Source organism: Falsibacillus pallidus (genome assembly GCF_050990905.1).
In the GTDB taxonomy this organism is placed as follows: Bacteria; Bacillota; Bacilli; order Bacillales; family DSM-25281; genus Falsibacillus; species Falsibacillus pallidus_A.
Window position 1 is genome coordinate 3,673,779 of the sequence record NZ_CP158866.1, and the last position, 15,931, is coordinate 3,689,709.

Here is a 15,931-nt window from a genome sequence, read left to right on the forward strand (position 1 = left end):
ATTTCCCCTCATTTTCCCTGGATTTTCACCTCTCCCGCAGCGCAGATCGGATTTTCCGTAGCATTTTCTCCTGATTTCCACCAAACAACGTGAAGAATCGGACCATCCAAATGATGTTTTTCATCAAATTGGCTCTTTTTCTCTTTTTATCATAGCTGGTCTAGCAAAATTCCCGCGATCATGCTGGACTGGGGGCACCGGCGCATAAGATGCCTGTTTTCGCGCATAAGCGCCATGCTTTCGCGCAAAGGCGTTGGATTCTGGTTCATAAGCACTTGAAAGTGGCGCATAGCCACCAGGTTTTCGCGCATAAGGTCGTTTCAGAACCCCATTTCCCCTCATTTTCCCTGGATTTTCACCTCTCCCGCAGCACAGATCGGCTCTTCCGAAGCATTTTCCCCTGATTTCCACCAAACAAAGTGAAGAATCGGACCATCCAAATGAGGTTTTCCATCAAATTGGCTCTTTTCTCTTTTTATCATGGCTGGTCTAGTAAAATTCCTGTGATCATGCTGGTGACCGGGGGTTGTGGGCACCGGTGGGGGGACTGGGGGCACCGGCGCATAAGATGCCTGTTCTCGCGCATAAGCGCCATGCTTTCGCGCAAAGGCAGTGGATTCTGGTTTATAAGCCCCCGATAGTGGCGCATAGCCCCCAGATTTTCGCGCATAAAGCCGTCTCAAAAGCCCATTTCCCCTCATTTTCCCTGGATTTTCACCTCTCATGCAGCACAAATCGAATCTTCCGAAGCATTTTCCCCTGATTTCCACCAAACAAAGTGAAGAATCGGACCAACCAAATGATGTTTTCCATCAAATTGGCTCTTTTCTCTTTTTATCATGGCTGGTCTAGCAAAATTCCTGCGCTCATGCTGGTGACCGGGGGGACTGGGGGCACTGGGGGCACCGGCGCATAAGATGCCTATTCTCGCGCATAAGCGCCATGCTTTCGCGCAAAGGTGGTGGATTTTGGTTCATAAGCACCTGAAAGTGGCGCATAGCCCCCAACTTTTCGCGCATAAGGCCATCTCAGAAGCCCATTTCCCCTTGATTTCACTTGATTTCACTCGATTTTCGCCTCTCCCTCAGCACAGATCGGCTCTTCCGAAGCATTTTCCCCTGATTTCCACCAAACAAAGTGAAAAATCGGACCAACCAAATGAGGTTTTCATCAAATTTGCTCTTTTCTCCTTTTTCCAGGGGATCGCTACCTAAAAATTGCACTATCTTCATCCGAAATGGCCACCTAATCACTACACGCCATCCACCAAAAAACGCCACAGTACAAGGACTGTGGCGCCGGCAGCTGCTATGCCATACACGAAAAAACCCCCTCACACAATGTGAAGGGGATTTTTATTAGATGCGGTTTTCGAAAACGTTGATACGGTTTGTGGATCGGCGAAGGGCCAACTCGGCACGCTTGACGTCTACGTCGGATTTGTTTCCGGATAGGCGCTGCTCTGCACGGGCTTTCGCTTCTTTCGCACGCTCGATATCAATGCTTCCAGCCGTTTCAGCTGTTTGTGCTAAAATCGTTACTTGTGTTGGACGGACTTCCAAGAAGCCGCCGCTTACTGCAACTAACTCAGTTTTGCCTGCTTTTTTCAAGCGGACAGCACCGATCTGTAATGGAGCAACCATTGGAATGTGTCCTGGTAACACTCCAAGCTCACCACTTTGAGCCTTTGTACTTACCATTTCCACATCGGATTCATACACTGGGCCATCGGGAGTAACGATACTGACTTTTATGGTCTTCATTTTTAACCCTCCAGGTCCCTATATTATACTTCTACACCCATCTTTTTCGCTGCTTCGATCACGTCTTCGATTTGGCCCACTAGACGGAAGGCATCCTCTGGAAGATGATCGTATTTGCCGGCAAGGATATCTTTGAAGCCTTTGATTGTTTCTTTCACAGGCACGTAAGATCCTTTTTGACCAGTAAACTGTTCTGCAACGTGGAAGTTTTGAGATAAGAAGAACTGTACGCGGCGGGCACGTTGTACAACAAGCTTATCTTCGTCAGAAAGCTCATCCATACCCAGGATCGCGATGATGTCCTGTAATTCTTTGTAGCGCTGCAATGTTTGCTGTACTTGACGAGCAATTCCATAGTGCTCTTCACCTACGATTTCAGGAGAAAGCGCACGGGAAGTTGATGCCAATGGATCAACGGCAGGGTAGATACCCATCTCAGTCAATTTACGCTCAAGGTTCGTTGTTGCATCCAAGTGAGCGAATGTTGTTGCTGGAGCCGGATCCGTGTAGTCATCGGCAGGAACGTATACAGCTTGGATTGATGTAACAGATCCAACGTTAGTAGACGTGATACGCTCTTGCAATAGACCCATTTCAGTAGCAAGTGTCGGCTGGTAACCAACGGCAGATGGCATACGGCCTAGTAGGGCAGATACCTCTGAACCTGCTTGTGTGAAACGGAAGATGTTATCGATGAAGAACAATACGTCCTGTCCTTGCTCATCACGGAAATATTCAGCCATTGTCAAACCAGTCAAGGCAACACGCATACGTGCACCAGGAGGCTCGTTCATTTGTCCGAATACCATTGCTGTTTTTGAAATAACGCCTGAATCGCTCATTTCATGATAAAGGTCGTTACCTTCACGAGTACGCTCACCTACACCAGCGAATACTGAGATACCGCCGTGCTCTTGAGCGATGTTGTTGATAAGCTCCTGGATCAATACCGTTTTACCTACACCGGCACCACCGAAGAGACCGATCTTACCACCTTTGATATATGGTGCAAGCAAGTCAACAACTTTGATTCCTGTTTCAAGGATTTCAACTTCTGTAGAAAGCTGCTCATACTTAGGAGCTAGTCTGTGAATGGAATCACGGCGAGCTTCTGGAGCAACATCTTCTTTCAAGTCGATTGCTTCACCTAGTACGTTGAATACACGTCCAAGTGTTACATCCCCTACAGGTACAGAAATTGAAGCTCCTGTATCGATTACATCTAAACCACGTTTTAATCCATCAGTAGATGACATGGCAATTGTACGTACTGTGTCATCGCCAAGGTGAATGGCAACTTCCAGCGTTAAATCGATGGCAACATCCGTAGCTGTTGCTTGGCTTTCGACTTTTAACGCATTGTAGATTGCAGGAAGATGGCCGCTTTCAAACTTGACGTCAACAACTGGACCCATAACTTGTAGAACGCGTCCTTTGTTCATCATTTTCCCTCCTACCCAGCTATTTGGACATGATGTCCATTGGAAATGGCAGCGGGATGCGTGCTCCGATCAGCCAGCAACCCCTGCTGCTTTTCCGTCATTATATAATTACTACTCCAGAGCCGCTGCTCCGCCGACGATTTCCGTGATTTCTTGGGTAATCGCTGCCTGGCGTGCACGGTTGAATGAAAGTGTAAGGTTGTGAATAAGGTCTTTCGCATTGTCAGTTGCATTTTTCATAGCAGTCATACGAGCGCCATGCTCGCTGGCTTTTCCATCCAATAATGCACCGTAGATCAAGCTTTCTGCGTATTGAGGAAGCAAGACATCCAAAATTTCTTCTGGAGACGGCTCAAATTCATAGGATGTGAAAGGCGTGCTTGAAGTGATTTCTGACAAAGGCAGAACCTTTTTCGCCGTAACATCCTGCTGGATGGCACTGACGTAGTGATTGTAGTACATATTTAATTCGTCAAATGTACCGTCAGCATAAAGATTGACTGCTTTTCTTGCAATTTCCTGAATGTCGGTGAATGCCGGTTGATCAGGCAGTCCTACGATATCCAAAACCACGTTCATGTCGCGCTTCTTGAAGAAGTCGCGTCCGATGCGGCCGATTGCAATGATCGCATATTCATCTTTTGAGCTGTGACGTTCGCGGATAGTGTTGTTCACCATGCGCAAAATGCTGCTGTTGTAAGCCCCCGCTAAACCTCGGTCAGATGTGATGACCAAATAGCCGGTTTTTTTCACGGGGCGGGAGACTAGCATATCATGCGTCACACCTCTACTGCCGAGTGCAACGGATGCTACTACTTCCTGGATCTTCTCCATGTAAGGAACGAATGACTTTGCATTCATTTCAGCACGGTTAAGCTTGGCAGCAGAAACCATTTCCATTGCTTTCGTGATTTGACTCGTTTTCTTCGTAGAAGTTATACGATTTTTAATGTCGCGTAATGATGCCATTGGTTCTCACCACCCTTGTTTGAAAGATTTTAGACCGGAGTCCGGATTAAGCAAACAGCTTTTTGAATTCTGTAATGGCAGCAACCATTGCATCATCTTCAGGAAGCTTGCCTGTTGTGCGGATTTGGTCTAGAACTTCCGTATGGTTGTGGTCTAACCAACTTAGGAATTCATTTTCGAAGCGGCGGATGTCTTCTACCGCGATATCATCTAAATGTCCGCGAGTCAATGCATAAAGGATCATGACTTGCTTTTCAACTTTAAGAGGTTTGTTCAGATCCTGCTTCAATACCTCAACTGTACGCGCACCACGGTTCAATTTTGCTTGAGTAGCTTTATCAAGGTCAGAACCGAACTGAGCGAATGCTTCCAACTCACGGTAAGAAGCAAGGTCAAGACGAAGTGTACCTGCAACCTTTTTCATTGCGCTGATTTGCGCGGATCCACCTACGCGGGATACGGAAAGACCTGCGTTGATCGCTGGACGTACACCGGAGAAGAATAGATCGGATTGCAAGAAAATCTGTCCATCAGTGATGGAGATAACGTTCGTTGGGATGTAAGCAGAGATGTCCCCAGCTTGCGTTTCAACGAATGGAAGTGCTGTGATAGAACCTGCACCTTTAGCGTCGCTAAGTTTAGCAGCACGCTCCAATAGACGGCTGTGCAAGTAGAATACGTCACCAGGGAATGCTTCACGGCCTGGAGGACGGCGTAATAATAGGGAAAGTTCGCGGTATGCAGATGCTTGTTTAGAAAGATCATCATACACAACAAGAACGTGTTTGCCATTGATCATGAACTCTTCACCCATTGTTACCCCTGCATATGGAGCAAGGAACAATAATGGTGCAGGCTGTGATGCAGAAGCTGTTACAACGATTGTGTAATCAAGCGCACCATGCTTGCGAAGAGTTTCTACTGCGTTGCGGACAGTTGATTCTTTTTGTCCGATTGCTACGTAGATACAAACCATGTTTTGGTCTGCTTGGTTAAGAATTGCATCGATCGCTACAGATGTTTTACCTGTTTGGCGGTCACCGATGATCAATTCACGTTGTCCACGGCCGATTGGCACAAGAGCGTCGATCGCTTTGATACCAGTTTGAAGCGGTTCATGAACAGATTTACGATCCATTACACCAGGAGCTTGGCTCTCGATTGGACGTGTTTTTGTAGTATTGATTGGGCCTAGACCATCAACTGGCTGACCAAGAGGATTCACGACGCGGCCGATAAGCTCTTCGCCAACAGGAACTTCCATGATGCGTCCTGTGCGGCGTACTTCGTCACCTTCGCGGATGCCTGTGTAAGGTCCGAGGATTACGATACCGACGTTGCCTTCTTCAAGGTTCTGTGCCATACCCATGACACCATTTGAAAACTCCAATAGCTCTCCAGCCATGACACTGTCGAGGCCATGAGCACGAGCGATACCGTCCCCGATCTGGATAACCGTACCTACATCGTCCACTTTTAGTTCTGACTGATAGTTTTCAATTTGCTTTTTTATCAGTGCACTGATTTCTTCAGCTTTAATGCTCATGAATTTCACCCCTCATTTCAGAATGTTATCCGACTAATTCACGTTCTAAGCGATCAAGTTTGCCGCGAAGGCTTCCGTCAAATATACGGTTGCCGATTCGCACCTTCACTCCGCCTAAAAGGTTCGTATCGATGATATTTTGGATGTTTAATTGCGTTTTGCCCACTTTCGGTGCAAATGCTCCAGAAATGGCCAGCTTTTCTACTTCCGTCAATTCGCGGATAGAGTAGACAGTGGCTTCTGCGATGCCTTTTGACTCGTTTGCCAATTCAATGAAAGAATCAGCAACAGCAGGGATATATGCGCTTCGATGACGATCGGTTAGGATCATCAATGTATTCATTACAAATGGAGAAACACCTTGGAACGTTTCTTTCAAAATCTCTTTCTTCTGCGCAAGCGGCAGTTTAGGAGATGACAAGATTTGTCCGAACCCAGGGTTTTCAATTAAGATTTTCTTTACAACGCGCAGCTCTTCCTCAACGGATTCGAGCTGATTTTGTTCAGTGGCAAGCTGAAAAAGTGCCAATGCATAACGTTTTGCTACTGCTTCGCTGCTCATCGTTTTTCGCCTGCCTCTTGAATGTAGCGGCTGATCAACTGCTCTTGTGCAGATGCATCAAGTTCTTTTTCAATCACTTTAGATGCAATCATGACAGACAATGATGCCACTTGTTCGCGTAAAGCCGCGACAGCTTGTTCTTTTTGAGTTTCGATTTCGATCTTCGCAGCTTCCTTCAAACGGACTGCTTCCGCGCGGGCTGCTGCAATCATATCTTCACGTTGTAAATCAGCTTGCTTCTTCGCATTTTCAATGATGGCATGCCCTTCCTCACGAGCTTGCTTCAATTCAGCGCGAGTTTCTTCAAGAAGTCTATTTGCTTCGACGCGGCTCATTTCAGCTGCTTCGATTTCTTTCGCAATATGAACTTCACGATCTTTCATGATGCCCATTAATGGACCCCAAGCAAATTTCTTAAGCAACGCTAACAGGATCAGGAACATGATCAACTGGAAGATGATGTCTCCACCGTTGAAATGTCCAGCTTCTCCAAGGACAAATGCTTGTGTTAACATGCTCGATTCACTCCCTTCAAGAATCGATTGTATTCTTTATTCAGAAAACAGCTTAGCGTTTGACAACGCACCGCTTCTATTTTTATCAAAATAATTGGTGTGTTCAGTTAGACTAGGACATAAAGGAATGGCGAAGATAATCGCCTAGACGAACTTCGCCATCGAAAATGCTATAAACTCGGGTGATGATTACTTTCCAAGAACGATGAAAGCAATAACTACACCGATGATCGGTAATGCTTCAACTAGTGCGATACCGATGAACATTGTAGTTTGAAGAGTACCGCGTAATTCTGGTTGACGTGCGATTCCCTCAACTGTACGACCTACGATAAGACCGTTACCAATACCTGCACCTACTGCTGCAAGACCAACTGCGATTGCCGCTGCTATAAGACCCATTCTAAAGTTCCTCCTTTAATGTATAAGAAAATAATTTGGCTATAATGTTTTGTTCAATAATTGAACAGGTATATATTAATGGTCATGGCTGACTTTGTGAGCCATATAAACCATCGTTAACATACAGAAAATGAATGCTTGGATTGACCCTACGAAAATAGAGAACCCTTGCCATGCGATCATAGGAACGATCGCTGCGATAGTACCGCCTACACCTGTTGCAAGTCCACCTGCGATCAACGCAAGAAGCACTTCACCAGCGTAGATGTTTCCATAAAGACGAAGACCTAGTGTGAGGGTATTTGCAAATTCCTCAATAATTTTTAGCGGGATTAAGAACCACATAGGTCTGAAGAAATCTTTCCCGTATTCGCCAATGCCTTTCATCTTGATTCCATAATAATGGGATAAGATGACGACCATGGATGACAGCGTAAGCGTGATTGCTGGATCTGCTGTCGGAGACTTCCACCAGAGCTTGCCATCTATGACAATGGAGAACGGAAGTCCAAGCATGTTGGAAACGAAGATGTACATGATTAAAGTTATTCCCAGGATGTGAAAGCGGCCTCCCGTTTTCCAATCCATGTTACTTTTGATAATGCCTTTCACAAAGTCCATTACCCATTCCAGGAAGTTTTGCATTCCTGTAGGCTTTAATGCCATACGACGAGTGGACGCAACCGCGAGAAGGAATACGATGGCAGATGCCACAGTGATCATCAATACGTTCGCTAAGTTGAAAGTTAGTCCCATAAACTCGTATAAAGGAGCTTCATGATTCAATGAATTTCACCTCTCTTCCCCGCTATTTATTTGATTTCACATAATGAAAAAAGTAATCTATCATAATGACGATGTAGGCTGTCATTAATCCAATAATAAAACTTAGGAGATGGAAAGTTTCCGGATAGCGGATCACGATAATGACTCCAAGAACAGATGCGGCCATCCGCGCAGCAGTGCCAAGGGAACGTGTTTTCTTCCCTTCTAGTACCGCATCGCCTAATTTCACTGTTCGTCTTACCATGAGCCAGTGGTTGAACAAGCTTATAGCTGTTCCAAGGACCAGTCCGAGAAAGATCGCCTTATACTCGGTGAATCCCCACCCAAGGACGTAGATGGCAAGGAGGTAAAATATGTACTTGCGGTGCCTGTTAAACATTTGCTGGAGTTCCGGCATATTTGATTAGTCTCCTGAGAAATGTCGGACTGAACGGAGCATGATGTAGATTCCTGCTGCTAACCCCAGGAATAGTCCGATGATTAAGAATAGTGGCTCGGTGCCTGTTTTCTGATCGATCCATCTTCCTCCGAAGATGCCGACCAAAATGGCCCCGACGAGTTGTGAAAGTATAGCTGTATACAAAGCTATAGCTTGATACGGACGGCGTTGTTTTTGCCGCATAAGAGCATCCTCTCGATTCGAGAATGAGATTTTTGGGTAAAAAAATTTTGGGTTTTTCCGATTTGCAAAAAAGCGTTTTCATCCGCGCCAAATCTATGAAAACCCTATCATCCTATACCCTTTGTTAGCATACAATAGGCACCCTACCATGTCAATTGCTTTCGGGTGAAAAAGTTCACAATGTTTTAATAATGTTTGACGAATGTTCACAAATTCATCAAATATTATTTACCTATATTGATGCCCCTTTTTAAAGTCCCCTCTACTATAAAACATGACTGGAAATTATACAACCATCCCCATGTCATTTAATTTTTTCCAAATAATAAATCCATTGGAAAATGATTCTTCCGGGATAATGGAACCGTGACATATTCCCTGAAAATGTGGTTTTTTTCGACAGGAGATAGGGGTTTCCTGCACTGGGGGTTGGATATATCTATCACTTCAGCAGATATATCTATCAAATTGTTCAATTTATCGATCATCTCGGGGATTTTTTCTATCGTAAAATGAAAAAAGGACCCGCTAGGATCCTTTTTTCACCATTTTCAGCGTCAGCTCCTGATAGTCCTCCCGCCCTTTCGTCCTGGCAAAGGCAACTGCCACAATCTGTTCGAAGCGGATGTTCTTCGGAAAAATCACTTCTTTCTCCTTCAGGCCCGGTCCGATTTTCTTCTGCCAATCCAACAGGCCGAGGTACTTCATCGATTCCGGGTCGTATAATGCTATGCCGAATTCCTCCGCCCCTCCTGGAAGGTAGACTTCATAATGAATGGTGTTTGCTTTCTTTCCATTATCCACTGCAAAACCCATCACGCGCGGATATTTTGGTTCATTCACCACATACAAATACGGGATCCGGATTGTCTCTTCTCCGTCAGAGAGAAAAATGGCTCCGTCGATCAGATCTTTCTTTTTTGAAAATGCATCGATGCGTTCTGCCCGGATGGTCACTTTCTTTTCGCCGTTCGGCTCAATTGAAAATGGCATCGGGAGCTCAAACTCCATCCCAGCGCTTGCAGGAGGTGGGATGAACCGGTAATGCTTTGTTTGTTTGCTGACATTGCGGATGGTCAGGACTTTTTCTTTTTCTATAAACAATTTGTCAGGAAGCCGGCCGATGGATAAAGCGCCAGGCATGACAAGCGTCCCGGTATTGATGGCTGCCTCGAGCTGGATTCTTCCTGCCCCTTGTTCATACGTATGATACGGCTGCCCTTTGTCATTCACCATGACCTTGGCCGTGTTCATGAAGGCAGCCTTGATTTCTGCCGGAGTCCAATCGGGATGGGCCTGTTTCAGTATGGCGCATGCCCCGGCTACATGCGGCGCAGCCATACTCGTACCTTGAAGGGAAAGATAGCCGCCGGGGACGGTGCTTCTGATTTTGACGCCAGGTGCCGTTACGTCAGGCTTGATTCCCCAGTTGATGGTCACCGGGCCGCGCGAACTGAAGTCTGCAAGCCGGTCTTCCTCTTCTTTATAGATGGTCGGACCAAGAATCGATTTCTTTTTTATCATTTTCTTCAGCCATTCCCCGTCCTGTCTGCTCATCGCTGCAGCCGGGATTTTCGATTCTTTCCCAACGCTTCCGAGGAAGTCTCCCTTTTCATTGTTATAAACAATGACAGCAACCGCGCCTTTTTCTTCTGCATTCTTTACTTTTTGTGCAAACGTAATCGTACCCCTCTGAATCAGGACGATTTTTCCCGACACTCTCTTCAAATCTTCTTTGTTTCCTATTCCTCCATAGGTGATTGGATAGGTCTTGGTCAGACCCCATGGCACTCCCCCGAACATTGGCAGGAGTTTCATATCCTTTTCCACCCTCCCTTTCTTAATATGAAGAAACGGGATTTTCATCGGTGGTGTGGAGGCTCCGACAGATATGGCGTCGCTTGCCGTACCGGGAGTTCCGACCGTCCAAAGATTCGGTCCGCTGTTTCCGCTTGATGTCACAGCGACCACCCCTTTGCTTACGGCTTTGTTCAACGCCTCAGTAATAGGAAGGTCAGGAGCATTTACATCCGTCCCGAGCGAAAGATTCAAGATGTCGACGTGATCCTTTACCGCCTGGTCGATGGCTGCAAGTACTTGGTCAGACGTCCCATGTCCGCCTGGCCCCAATGCGCGGTAAGCATAAAGTTCAGCTTCAGGAGCGACCCCTTTCATCACTCCGTTTGCCCCGATGATTCCAGCCACGTGCGTTCCGTGCAGCGTCGATGGACCATTTTTATTCCTGGACTCCATCGGATTTTTGTCCCCGTCGACAAAATCCTGCCCGCCTTTGTAGTTCCGGTTCAAATCCGGATGATTATAGTCGATTCCGGTATCAATGATTCCGACTTTTACGCCTTTTCCGGACAGCCGCTCCCCTTTTGGATCAAAGTAGCCCCGCATTTTATCGGCGCCGATGAAAGGGACGCTCCCTTCCATGTCCGCTTTGTAAGTACTTGCTTCGGTACTGTACTGAACTTGGGGAAATTGTTTTTCAAGCTTCTGAAGATCAGACCTCTTACCTTCGACTGAAAAGCCAGAGAACACTTCTTGGAATACATAGCGGATTTTAATAGAAGGAAAATGTTTGACCACCTGCTGCAATTCCGCTTGGTCAGGGGTCTCCTTAGTGGAAAAAACCATTACCACTCGTTCATTGGGGGAAGGTTCCGGAAGCTGCGGCAGTGAAAAGGCAGTGGATGCAGAGGAAACCAGCGCTGCACTCAATGGCTGCTGCGGCAAAATTATGGTAAAAATCATTATGGCCATTACGGCTGCGAAGAATTTCTTCATTTCGGACGTCCCCCTTTTATCCTTAGAGTCTCTCGGAACAGAGGGGTTATTCACGAAATAAAAAAAGCCTGGCGCGCTCATGCATTTTACATGGCTAGCCAGGCTCTGTATTATGGTCTGAATGGTTCAGGACGTTCTTCTTTTTGTTTAAAGTAATAGCGGATGGCTTCTGTGATGCGGAATGATGCATTACCATCGCCATACGGATTCGCTGCTTTTGCCATTTTGTCATAAGCAGCTTGGTCTGTAAGCAGTTCATGAGCAAGATTGTAGATCGTTTCTTCATCTACTCCCGCAAGCTTCAATGTTCCTGCTTCGATTCCTTCCGGGCGCTCTGTCGTATCACGAAGGACAAGAACCGGAACACCAAGGGATGGAGCTTCTTCTTGAACACCGCCTGAGTCAGTCAGGATCAAATGTGAACGGGAAGCGAAGTTATGGAAATCGATGACATCCAATGGTTCGATCAAATGGATGCGAGGATCGTTTCCTAAAACTTCATCTGCAATTTCACGGACGGCCGGATTTAAATGCACCGGGTAGACGACTTGTACATCGGGCTGCTCATCCACGATGCGTTTGACGGCACGGAACATATTTCTCATAGGCTGTCCAAGGTTTTCACGGCGATGCGCAGTCAAAAGAATCAGACGGTCATCCCCGACTTTTTCAAGCACTTCATGAGAATACTCATCTTTTACCGTTGTTTTCAAGGCATCGATTGCTGTATTTCCAGTGATGAAGATGCTCTCTTCTTTCTTATTTTCAGCCAAAAGATTGTCGGCTGCTTTGTCTGTAGGCGAGAAGTGCAGATCTGCCATGACACCAGTCAACTGACGGTTCATCTCTTCAGGGAACGGAGAATATTTATTCCACGTTCTGAGTCCTGCTTCAACGTGGCCGACAACGATTTGATTGTAGAATGCCGCAAGACTTGCTACAAATGTAGTCGTCGTATCCCCATGAACGAGGACGATATCAGGCTTGGTTTCCTTCATAACGCGATCCAGGCCTTCCAATCCGCGGGTTGTCACATCAATCAACGTCTGCCTGTCTTTCATGATGTTCAAATCGTGGTCAGGCGTAATATTGAAGATCCCAAGCACCTGGTCAAGCATTTGGCGGTGCTGAGCAGTTACCGTCACAATAGATTCAAATTGTTCCGGGTATTTTTGGAGCTCCAAAACGAGTGGAGCCATTTTAATTGCTTCAGGTCTTGTTCCAAAGATTGTCATTACCTTAATGGGCCGATCCATGAAAACACCTTCTTTTATAATTTTATTTCGTGCCGAATAAACGGTCTCCTGCATCTCCGAGACCAGGTACGATGTAGCCTCTTTCGTTCAGCTTTTCATCAAGGGCAGCGATGTAGATATCGATTTCCGGATGCGCTTCTTTGATTGCTTCAACGCCTTCAGGGCATGCCACTAAGCACATGAACTTAATGTTTTTCGCCCCGCGCTTTTTAAGGGAGTTGATCGCTTCTACGGCAGAACCGCCTGTTGCGAGCATCGGATCTACAAGGATAAAGTCTCTTTCTTCCACATCATTTGGAAGCTTCACGTAGTATTCTACCGGCTTCAATGTTTCAGGATCGCGGTAAAGACCGACATGTCCCACTTTTGCTGCCGGAATCAATTTCAAGATTCCATCAACCATTCCAAGACCTGCACGCAGGATTGGTACGATTCCAAGCTTTTTACCGGAAAGGACTTTCGCAGTCGCCTTGCTTACAGGCGTTTCGATTTCCACATCTTCCAATGGAAGGTCGCGTGTGATTTCAAAAGCCATCAATGTAGCAATTTCGTCCACAAGCTCGCGGAATTCTTTCGTACCCGTATTCAAATCACGGATGTATGTTAATTTATGTTGGATTAATGGATGATCAAAAACGTAAACTTTACCCATCATACTCGCTCCTTTTTTTCTTATTTTGCAGTTTGCCTGCCAAAAATAAACGGCACACCTAAAACTTCACACTTCGTACTATTTTACAGAAAAGCACCCGAATGAGCAATACGATATATAAAGACGTAACAAAAGTGAAAAATTGGGTGGGACGTGGGGAGGGACGTGGGGACAGGTTTGGTGTCCCAGTTCTCGGGACGCGGGGACAGGTTTGGTGTCCCAGTTCTGGTGGGGTGGGACATGGGGACAGGTTTACTGTCCCAATACTTTTTTACCCTAAGAGAGTTTGAATTGAGTTTGAATTGAGGATTGCTCCTGCAGGCACCAATTGAAGTGGGGATATGGGATTCAGTCGCACTTTATTTTCCAGAAAAAGGATAGTTGGGCGGTTGCGGCCAAAAGTACGGAGGTCGAGCCCGAAAGTTGAGCGGTTCCAGCCTAAAGTTGCGGGGTTAACCGAGAAAGTTCGGCGGTGACCGCTTAAAGTTGAGAGCAACTCCCCCAAGATGGCCGAACATGAGTTAATTTATCTGGATGCGCCTCAATTTAGCAACCCCTTTCACAAAAAAATCCAGATGCAGCCCGCTGCATCTGGATTTTTGTTCAAATTATCTCTCTGGATAAAGTGTGAACTTCGCTGTCAACGCTTCTACGCGCTCACTTGCTTCTTTCAACTTTGCTTCGTCTTCATGGTTTTTCAAAGCGAAAGCAATCAATGATGCGATTTCTTCCATTTCTTCAAAACCGAAGCCTCTTGATGTGACTGCCGCCGTACCGATACGGATTCCGCTTGTCACAAATGGGCTTTCCGGATCAAATGGGATTGTATTTTTATTGACTGTGATGCCGATATCATCAAGGACTTTTTCTGCTACTTTACCTGTCAGGCTAAGTGAGCGAAGGTCTACTAATAGAAGATGGTTGTCTGTACCGCCGGATACAAGATCCAATCCTTCTTTCTTCAAACCTTCTCCAAGATGCTTGGCATTTTCAATGATTTCTTTAGCGTAATCTTTAAAGGAATCTTCCAGCGCTTCACCGAATGCCACAGCTTTTGCTGCAATGACATGCATCAATGGACCGCCTTGGATTCCAGGGAAAATGGATTTATCAATTTTCTTCGCAAATTCTTCTTTGCAGAGGATCATTCCGCCGCGAGGTCCGCGAAGTGTTTTATGAGTTGTTGTTGTCACGAAATCAGCGTAAGGAACTGGATTCGGATGCAATCCAGCAGCAACAAGGCCGGCAATATGGGCCATGTCCACCATCAAGTAGGCACCGACTTCATCCGCGATTTCACGGAATTTAGCAAAATCGATTTCTCTTGGGTAGGCGCTCGCACCTGCTACGATCAGCTTCGGCTTATGCTCGATCGCTTTTTGACGCACGTCTTCATAATCAATGACCTGCTTGTCCTTATCTACGCCATATTCAACGAAATTATATTGAACGCCGCTGAAGTTGACAGGGCTTCCGTGTGTTAAATGTCCACCGTGGGACAGATTCATTCCCAATACTGTATCGCCGGTTTCAAGGACCGTAAAGTAAACCGCCATGTTTGCTTGTGCACCAGAGTGCGGCTGAACATTTGCATGTTCTGCACCAAAAATTTTCTTCGCACGGTCACGCGCTAAATTTTCTACGACATCCACATGTTCACAGCCACCATAATAGCGACGGCCAGGGTATCCTTCTGCATATTTGTTCGTAAGTACAGACCCTTGTGCTTCCATTACCGCTTCACTTACAAAGTTCTCAGAGGCAATCAGTTCGATTTTCGTACGTTGACGCTTTAATTCATCTTGAATCGCTTGATACACTTCTTGGTCTTGACGCGCAATGCTGCTCATGAGTATCCCCCTTTAAATTAACGGTTTGAAACCCGTTTTCACTGTGATTAGGAAAATCCTCTCCTATTTTATCATGTTTTCAGAGCGGCTTGTTAAAGGAGTGGAAAATTTATTGGGAAATTCACGCCCCGATTTTTTCTCGAAAAAAACCGCAGCCCAGGATATCCCGGCTGCGGTTCTTACATTTCACTTCATCACATCGAACAGCTTTCTTCTTCCGGCGTCCTCTCGTAGACGGCACGCGCCCCGCCTATCAATTTCGGTCTTGTCTTGGCAAGGGTCACATGGGCGTGGCCCAGCTCCTTGAGAGGCGTTCGGACGGGGACCGCCACATGCTTCAGGTGCATGCCAATGAAAGTGTCGCCGATATCAATGCCCGCTTCGGCCTGGATATGTTCAACGACCACCGGATCCTGAAACTTATGGTAAGCATGGGTTGCCATCGCTCCACCGGCTTTTCTCACAGGGACTACCGTCACTTCAGGCAGCTGGCGGCGTTTTGCTAACTCCCGCTCCACCACTAATGCCCGATTGAGATGTTCACAGCATTGGAAAGCCAATGAAAGCTGGTGCCTGTCGGCGAAAGCCTTCAATTCCGTAAAAATCATTTCTGCTACTTCACTCGTACCGGCCGTCCCGATTTTTTGCCCGATCACTTCAGAGGTTGAGCAGCCGATGACGAAGACCTGTCCCTTCCGCAAATCTGCTTGCTTCGCGAAAGAGTCTAATATTTCCCGGAGTTGTGACTGCCATTGAGAAAGATCCCCCATATG

15 protein-coding genes are annotated in these 15,931 nt (G+C 46.3%); all 15 read right to left on the reverse strand.

Features of this window, described 5'->3' with window-relative positions; all coding sequences use genetic code 11:
* Nucleotides 1-1,358 precede the first annotated feature (1,358 nt).
* The 15 genes from ABTV07_RS18925 to ABTV07_RS18995 all read right to left on the reverse strand — a co-directional run bounded on the left by ABTV07_RS18925 (nucleotide 1,359) and on the right by ABTV07_RS18995 (nucleotide 15,928).
* A complete protein-coding gene (locus tag ABTV07_RS18925) occupies nucleotides 1,359-1,763 on the reverse strand; it encodes a F0F1 ATP synthase subunit epsilon (protein ID WP_114745928.1) in 405 nt (134 codons plus the stop codon).
* A gap of 23 nt (nucleotides 1,764-1,786) precedes the next feature.
* Nucleotides 1,787-3,205 (reverse strand): F0F1 ATP synthase subunit beta, encoded by a 1,419-nt coding sequence (gene atpD, locus ABTV07_RS18930; RefSeq protein WP_433745366.1) that lies wholly within the window; start codon nucleotides 3,203-3,205, stop codon nucleotides 1,787-1,789.
* 111 nt (nucleotides 3,206-3,316) lie between these two features.
* Nucleotides 3,317-4,174, reverse strand: coding sequence for an ATP synthase F1 subunit gamma (atpG, locus tag ABTV07_RS18935; RefSeq protein ID WP_433745368.1), 858 nt, complete (start codon nucleotides 4,172-4,174; stop codon nucleotides 3,317-3,319).
* Nucleotides 4,175-4,220: 46 nt separating this feature from the next.
* Entirely contained in the window at nucleotides 4,221-5,720 is a 1,500-nt protein-coding gene (gene atpA, locus ABTV07_RS18940; protein ID WP_433745371.1) for a F0F1 ATP synthase subunit alpha, read from the reverse strand.
* A 25-nt stretch (nucleotides 5,721-5,745) separates the two neighbouring features.
* Nucleotides 5,746-6,282: a F0F1 ATP synthase subunit delta gene (locus tag ABTV07_RS18945; protein WP_433745374.1), complete on the reverse strand. Its 537-nt coding sequence runs from the start codon at nucleotides 6,280-6,282 to the stop codon at nucleotides 5,746-5,748.
* Complete coding sequence (gene atpF, locus ABTV07_RS18950) at nucleotides 6,279-6,797, reverse strand: F0F1 ATP synthase subunit B (RefSeq protein WP_433745376.1); 519 nt, start codon at nucleotides 6,795-6,797, stop codon at nucleotides 6,279-6,281. Before atpF ends, ABTV07_RS18945 begins: the two co-directional genes overlap by 4 nt.
* Before the next feature lie 189 nt (nucleotides 6,798-6,986).
* A complete protein-coding gene (atpE, locus tag ABTV07_RS18955; RefSeq protein ID WP_114745922.1) occupies nucleotides 6,987-7,199 on the reverse strand; it encodes a F0F1 ATP synthase subunit C in 213 nt (70 codons plus the stop codon).
* Between the two features lie 75 nt (nucleotides 7,200-7,274).
* Nucleotides 7,275-7,985, reverse strand: a complete 711-nt coding sequence (gene atpB, locus ABTV07_RS18960) for a F0F1 ATP synthase subunit A (RefSeq protein ID WP_433745379.1) — start codon at nucleotides 7,983-7,985, stop codon at nucleotides 7,275-7,277.
* 22 nt (nucleotides 7,986-8,007) lie between these two features.
* Nucleotides 8,008-8,382: an ATP synthase subunit I gene (locus tag ABTV07_RS18965; protein WP_433745382.1), complete on the reverse strand. Its 375-nt coding sequence runs from the start codon at nucleotides 8,380-8,382 to the stop codon at nucleotides 8,008-8,010.
* Nucleotides 8,383-8,388: 6 nt separating this feature from the next.
* Nucleotides 8,389-8,607, reverse strand: a complete 219-nt coding sequence (locus tag ABTV07_RS18970) for an AtpZ/AtpI family protein (protein ID WP_433745385.1) — start codon at nucleotides 8,605-8,607, stop codon at nucleotides 8,389-8,391.
* Between the two features lie 528 nt (nucleotides 8,608-9,135).
* Nucleotides 9,136-11,400 carry a S8 family serine peptidase gene (locus ABTV07_RS18975; RefSeq protein ID WP_433745388.1) on the reverse strand — a complete coding sequence of 755 codons (2,265 nt, stop codon included), beginning with the start codon at nucleotides 11,398-11,400 and terminating at the stop codon, nucleotides 9,136-9,138.
* A gap of 110 nt (nucleotides 11,401-11,510) precedes the next feature.
* Complete coding sequence (gene wecB, locus ABTV07_RS18980; RefSeq protein WP_433745390.1) at nucleotides 11,511-12,656, reverse strand: non-hydrolyzing UDP-N-acetylglucosamine 2-epimerase; 1,146 nt, start codon at nucleotides 12,654-12,656, stop codon at nucleotides 11,511-11,513.
* 22 nt (nucleotides 12,657-12,678) lie between these two features.
* Nucleotides 12,679-13,308, reverse strand: a complete 630-nt coding sequence (gene upp / locus ABTV07_RS18985) for a uracil phosphoribosyltransferase (RefSeq protein ID WP_433745393.1) — start codon at nucleotides 13,306-13,308, stop codon at nucleotides 12,679-12,681.
* A 608-nt stretch (nucleotides 13,309-13,916) separates the two neighbouring features.
* Complete coding sequence (gene glyA, locus ABTV07_RS18990; RefSeq protein WP_433745396.1) at nucleotides 13,917-15,158, reverse strand: serine hydroxymethyltransferase; 1,242 nt, start codon at nucleotides 15,156-15,158, stop codon at nucleotides 13,917-13,919.
* 194 nt (nucleotides 15,159-15,352) lie between these two features.
* Nucleotides 15,353-15,928 (reverse strand): TIGR01440 family protein, encoded by a 576-nt coding sequence (locus tag ABTV07_RS18995; RefSeq protein ID WP_433745398.1) that lies wholly within the window; start codon nucleotides 15,926-15,928, stop codon nucleotides 15,353-15,355.
* Nucleotides 15,929-15,931: the final 3 nt, after the last annotated feature.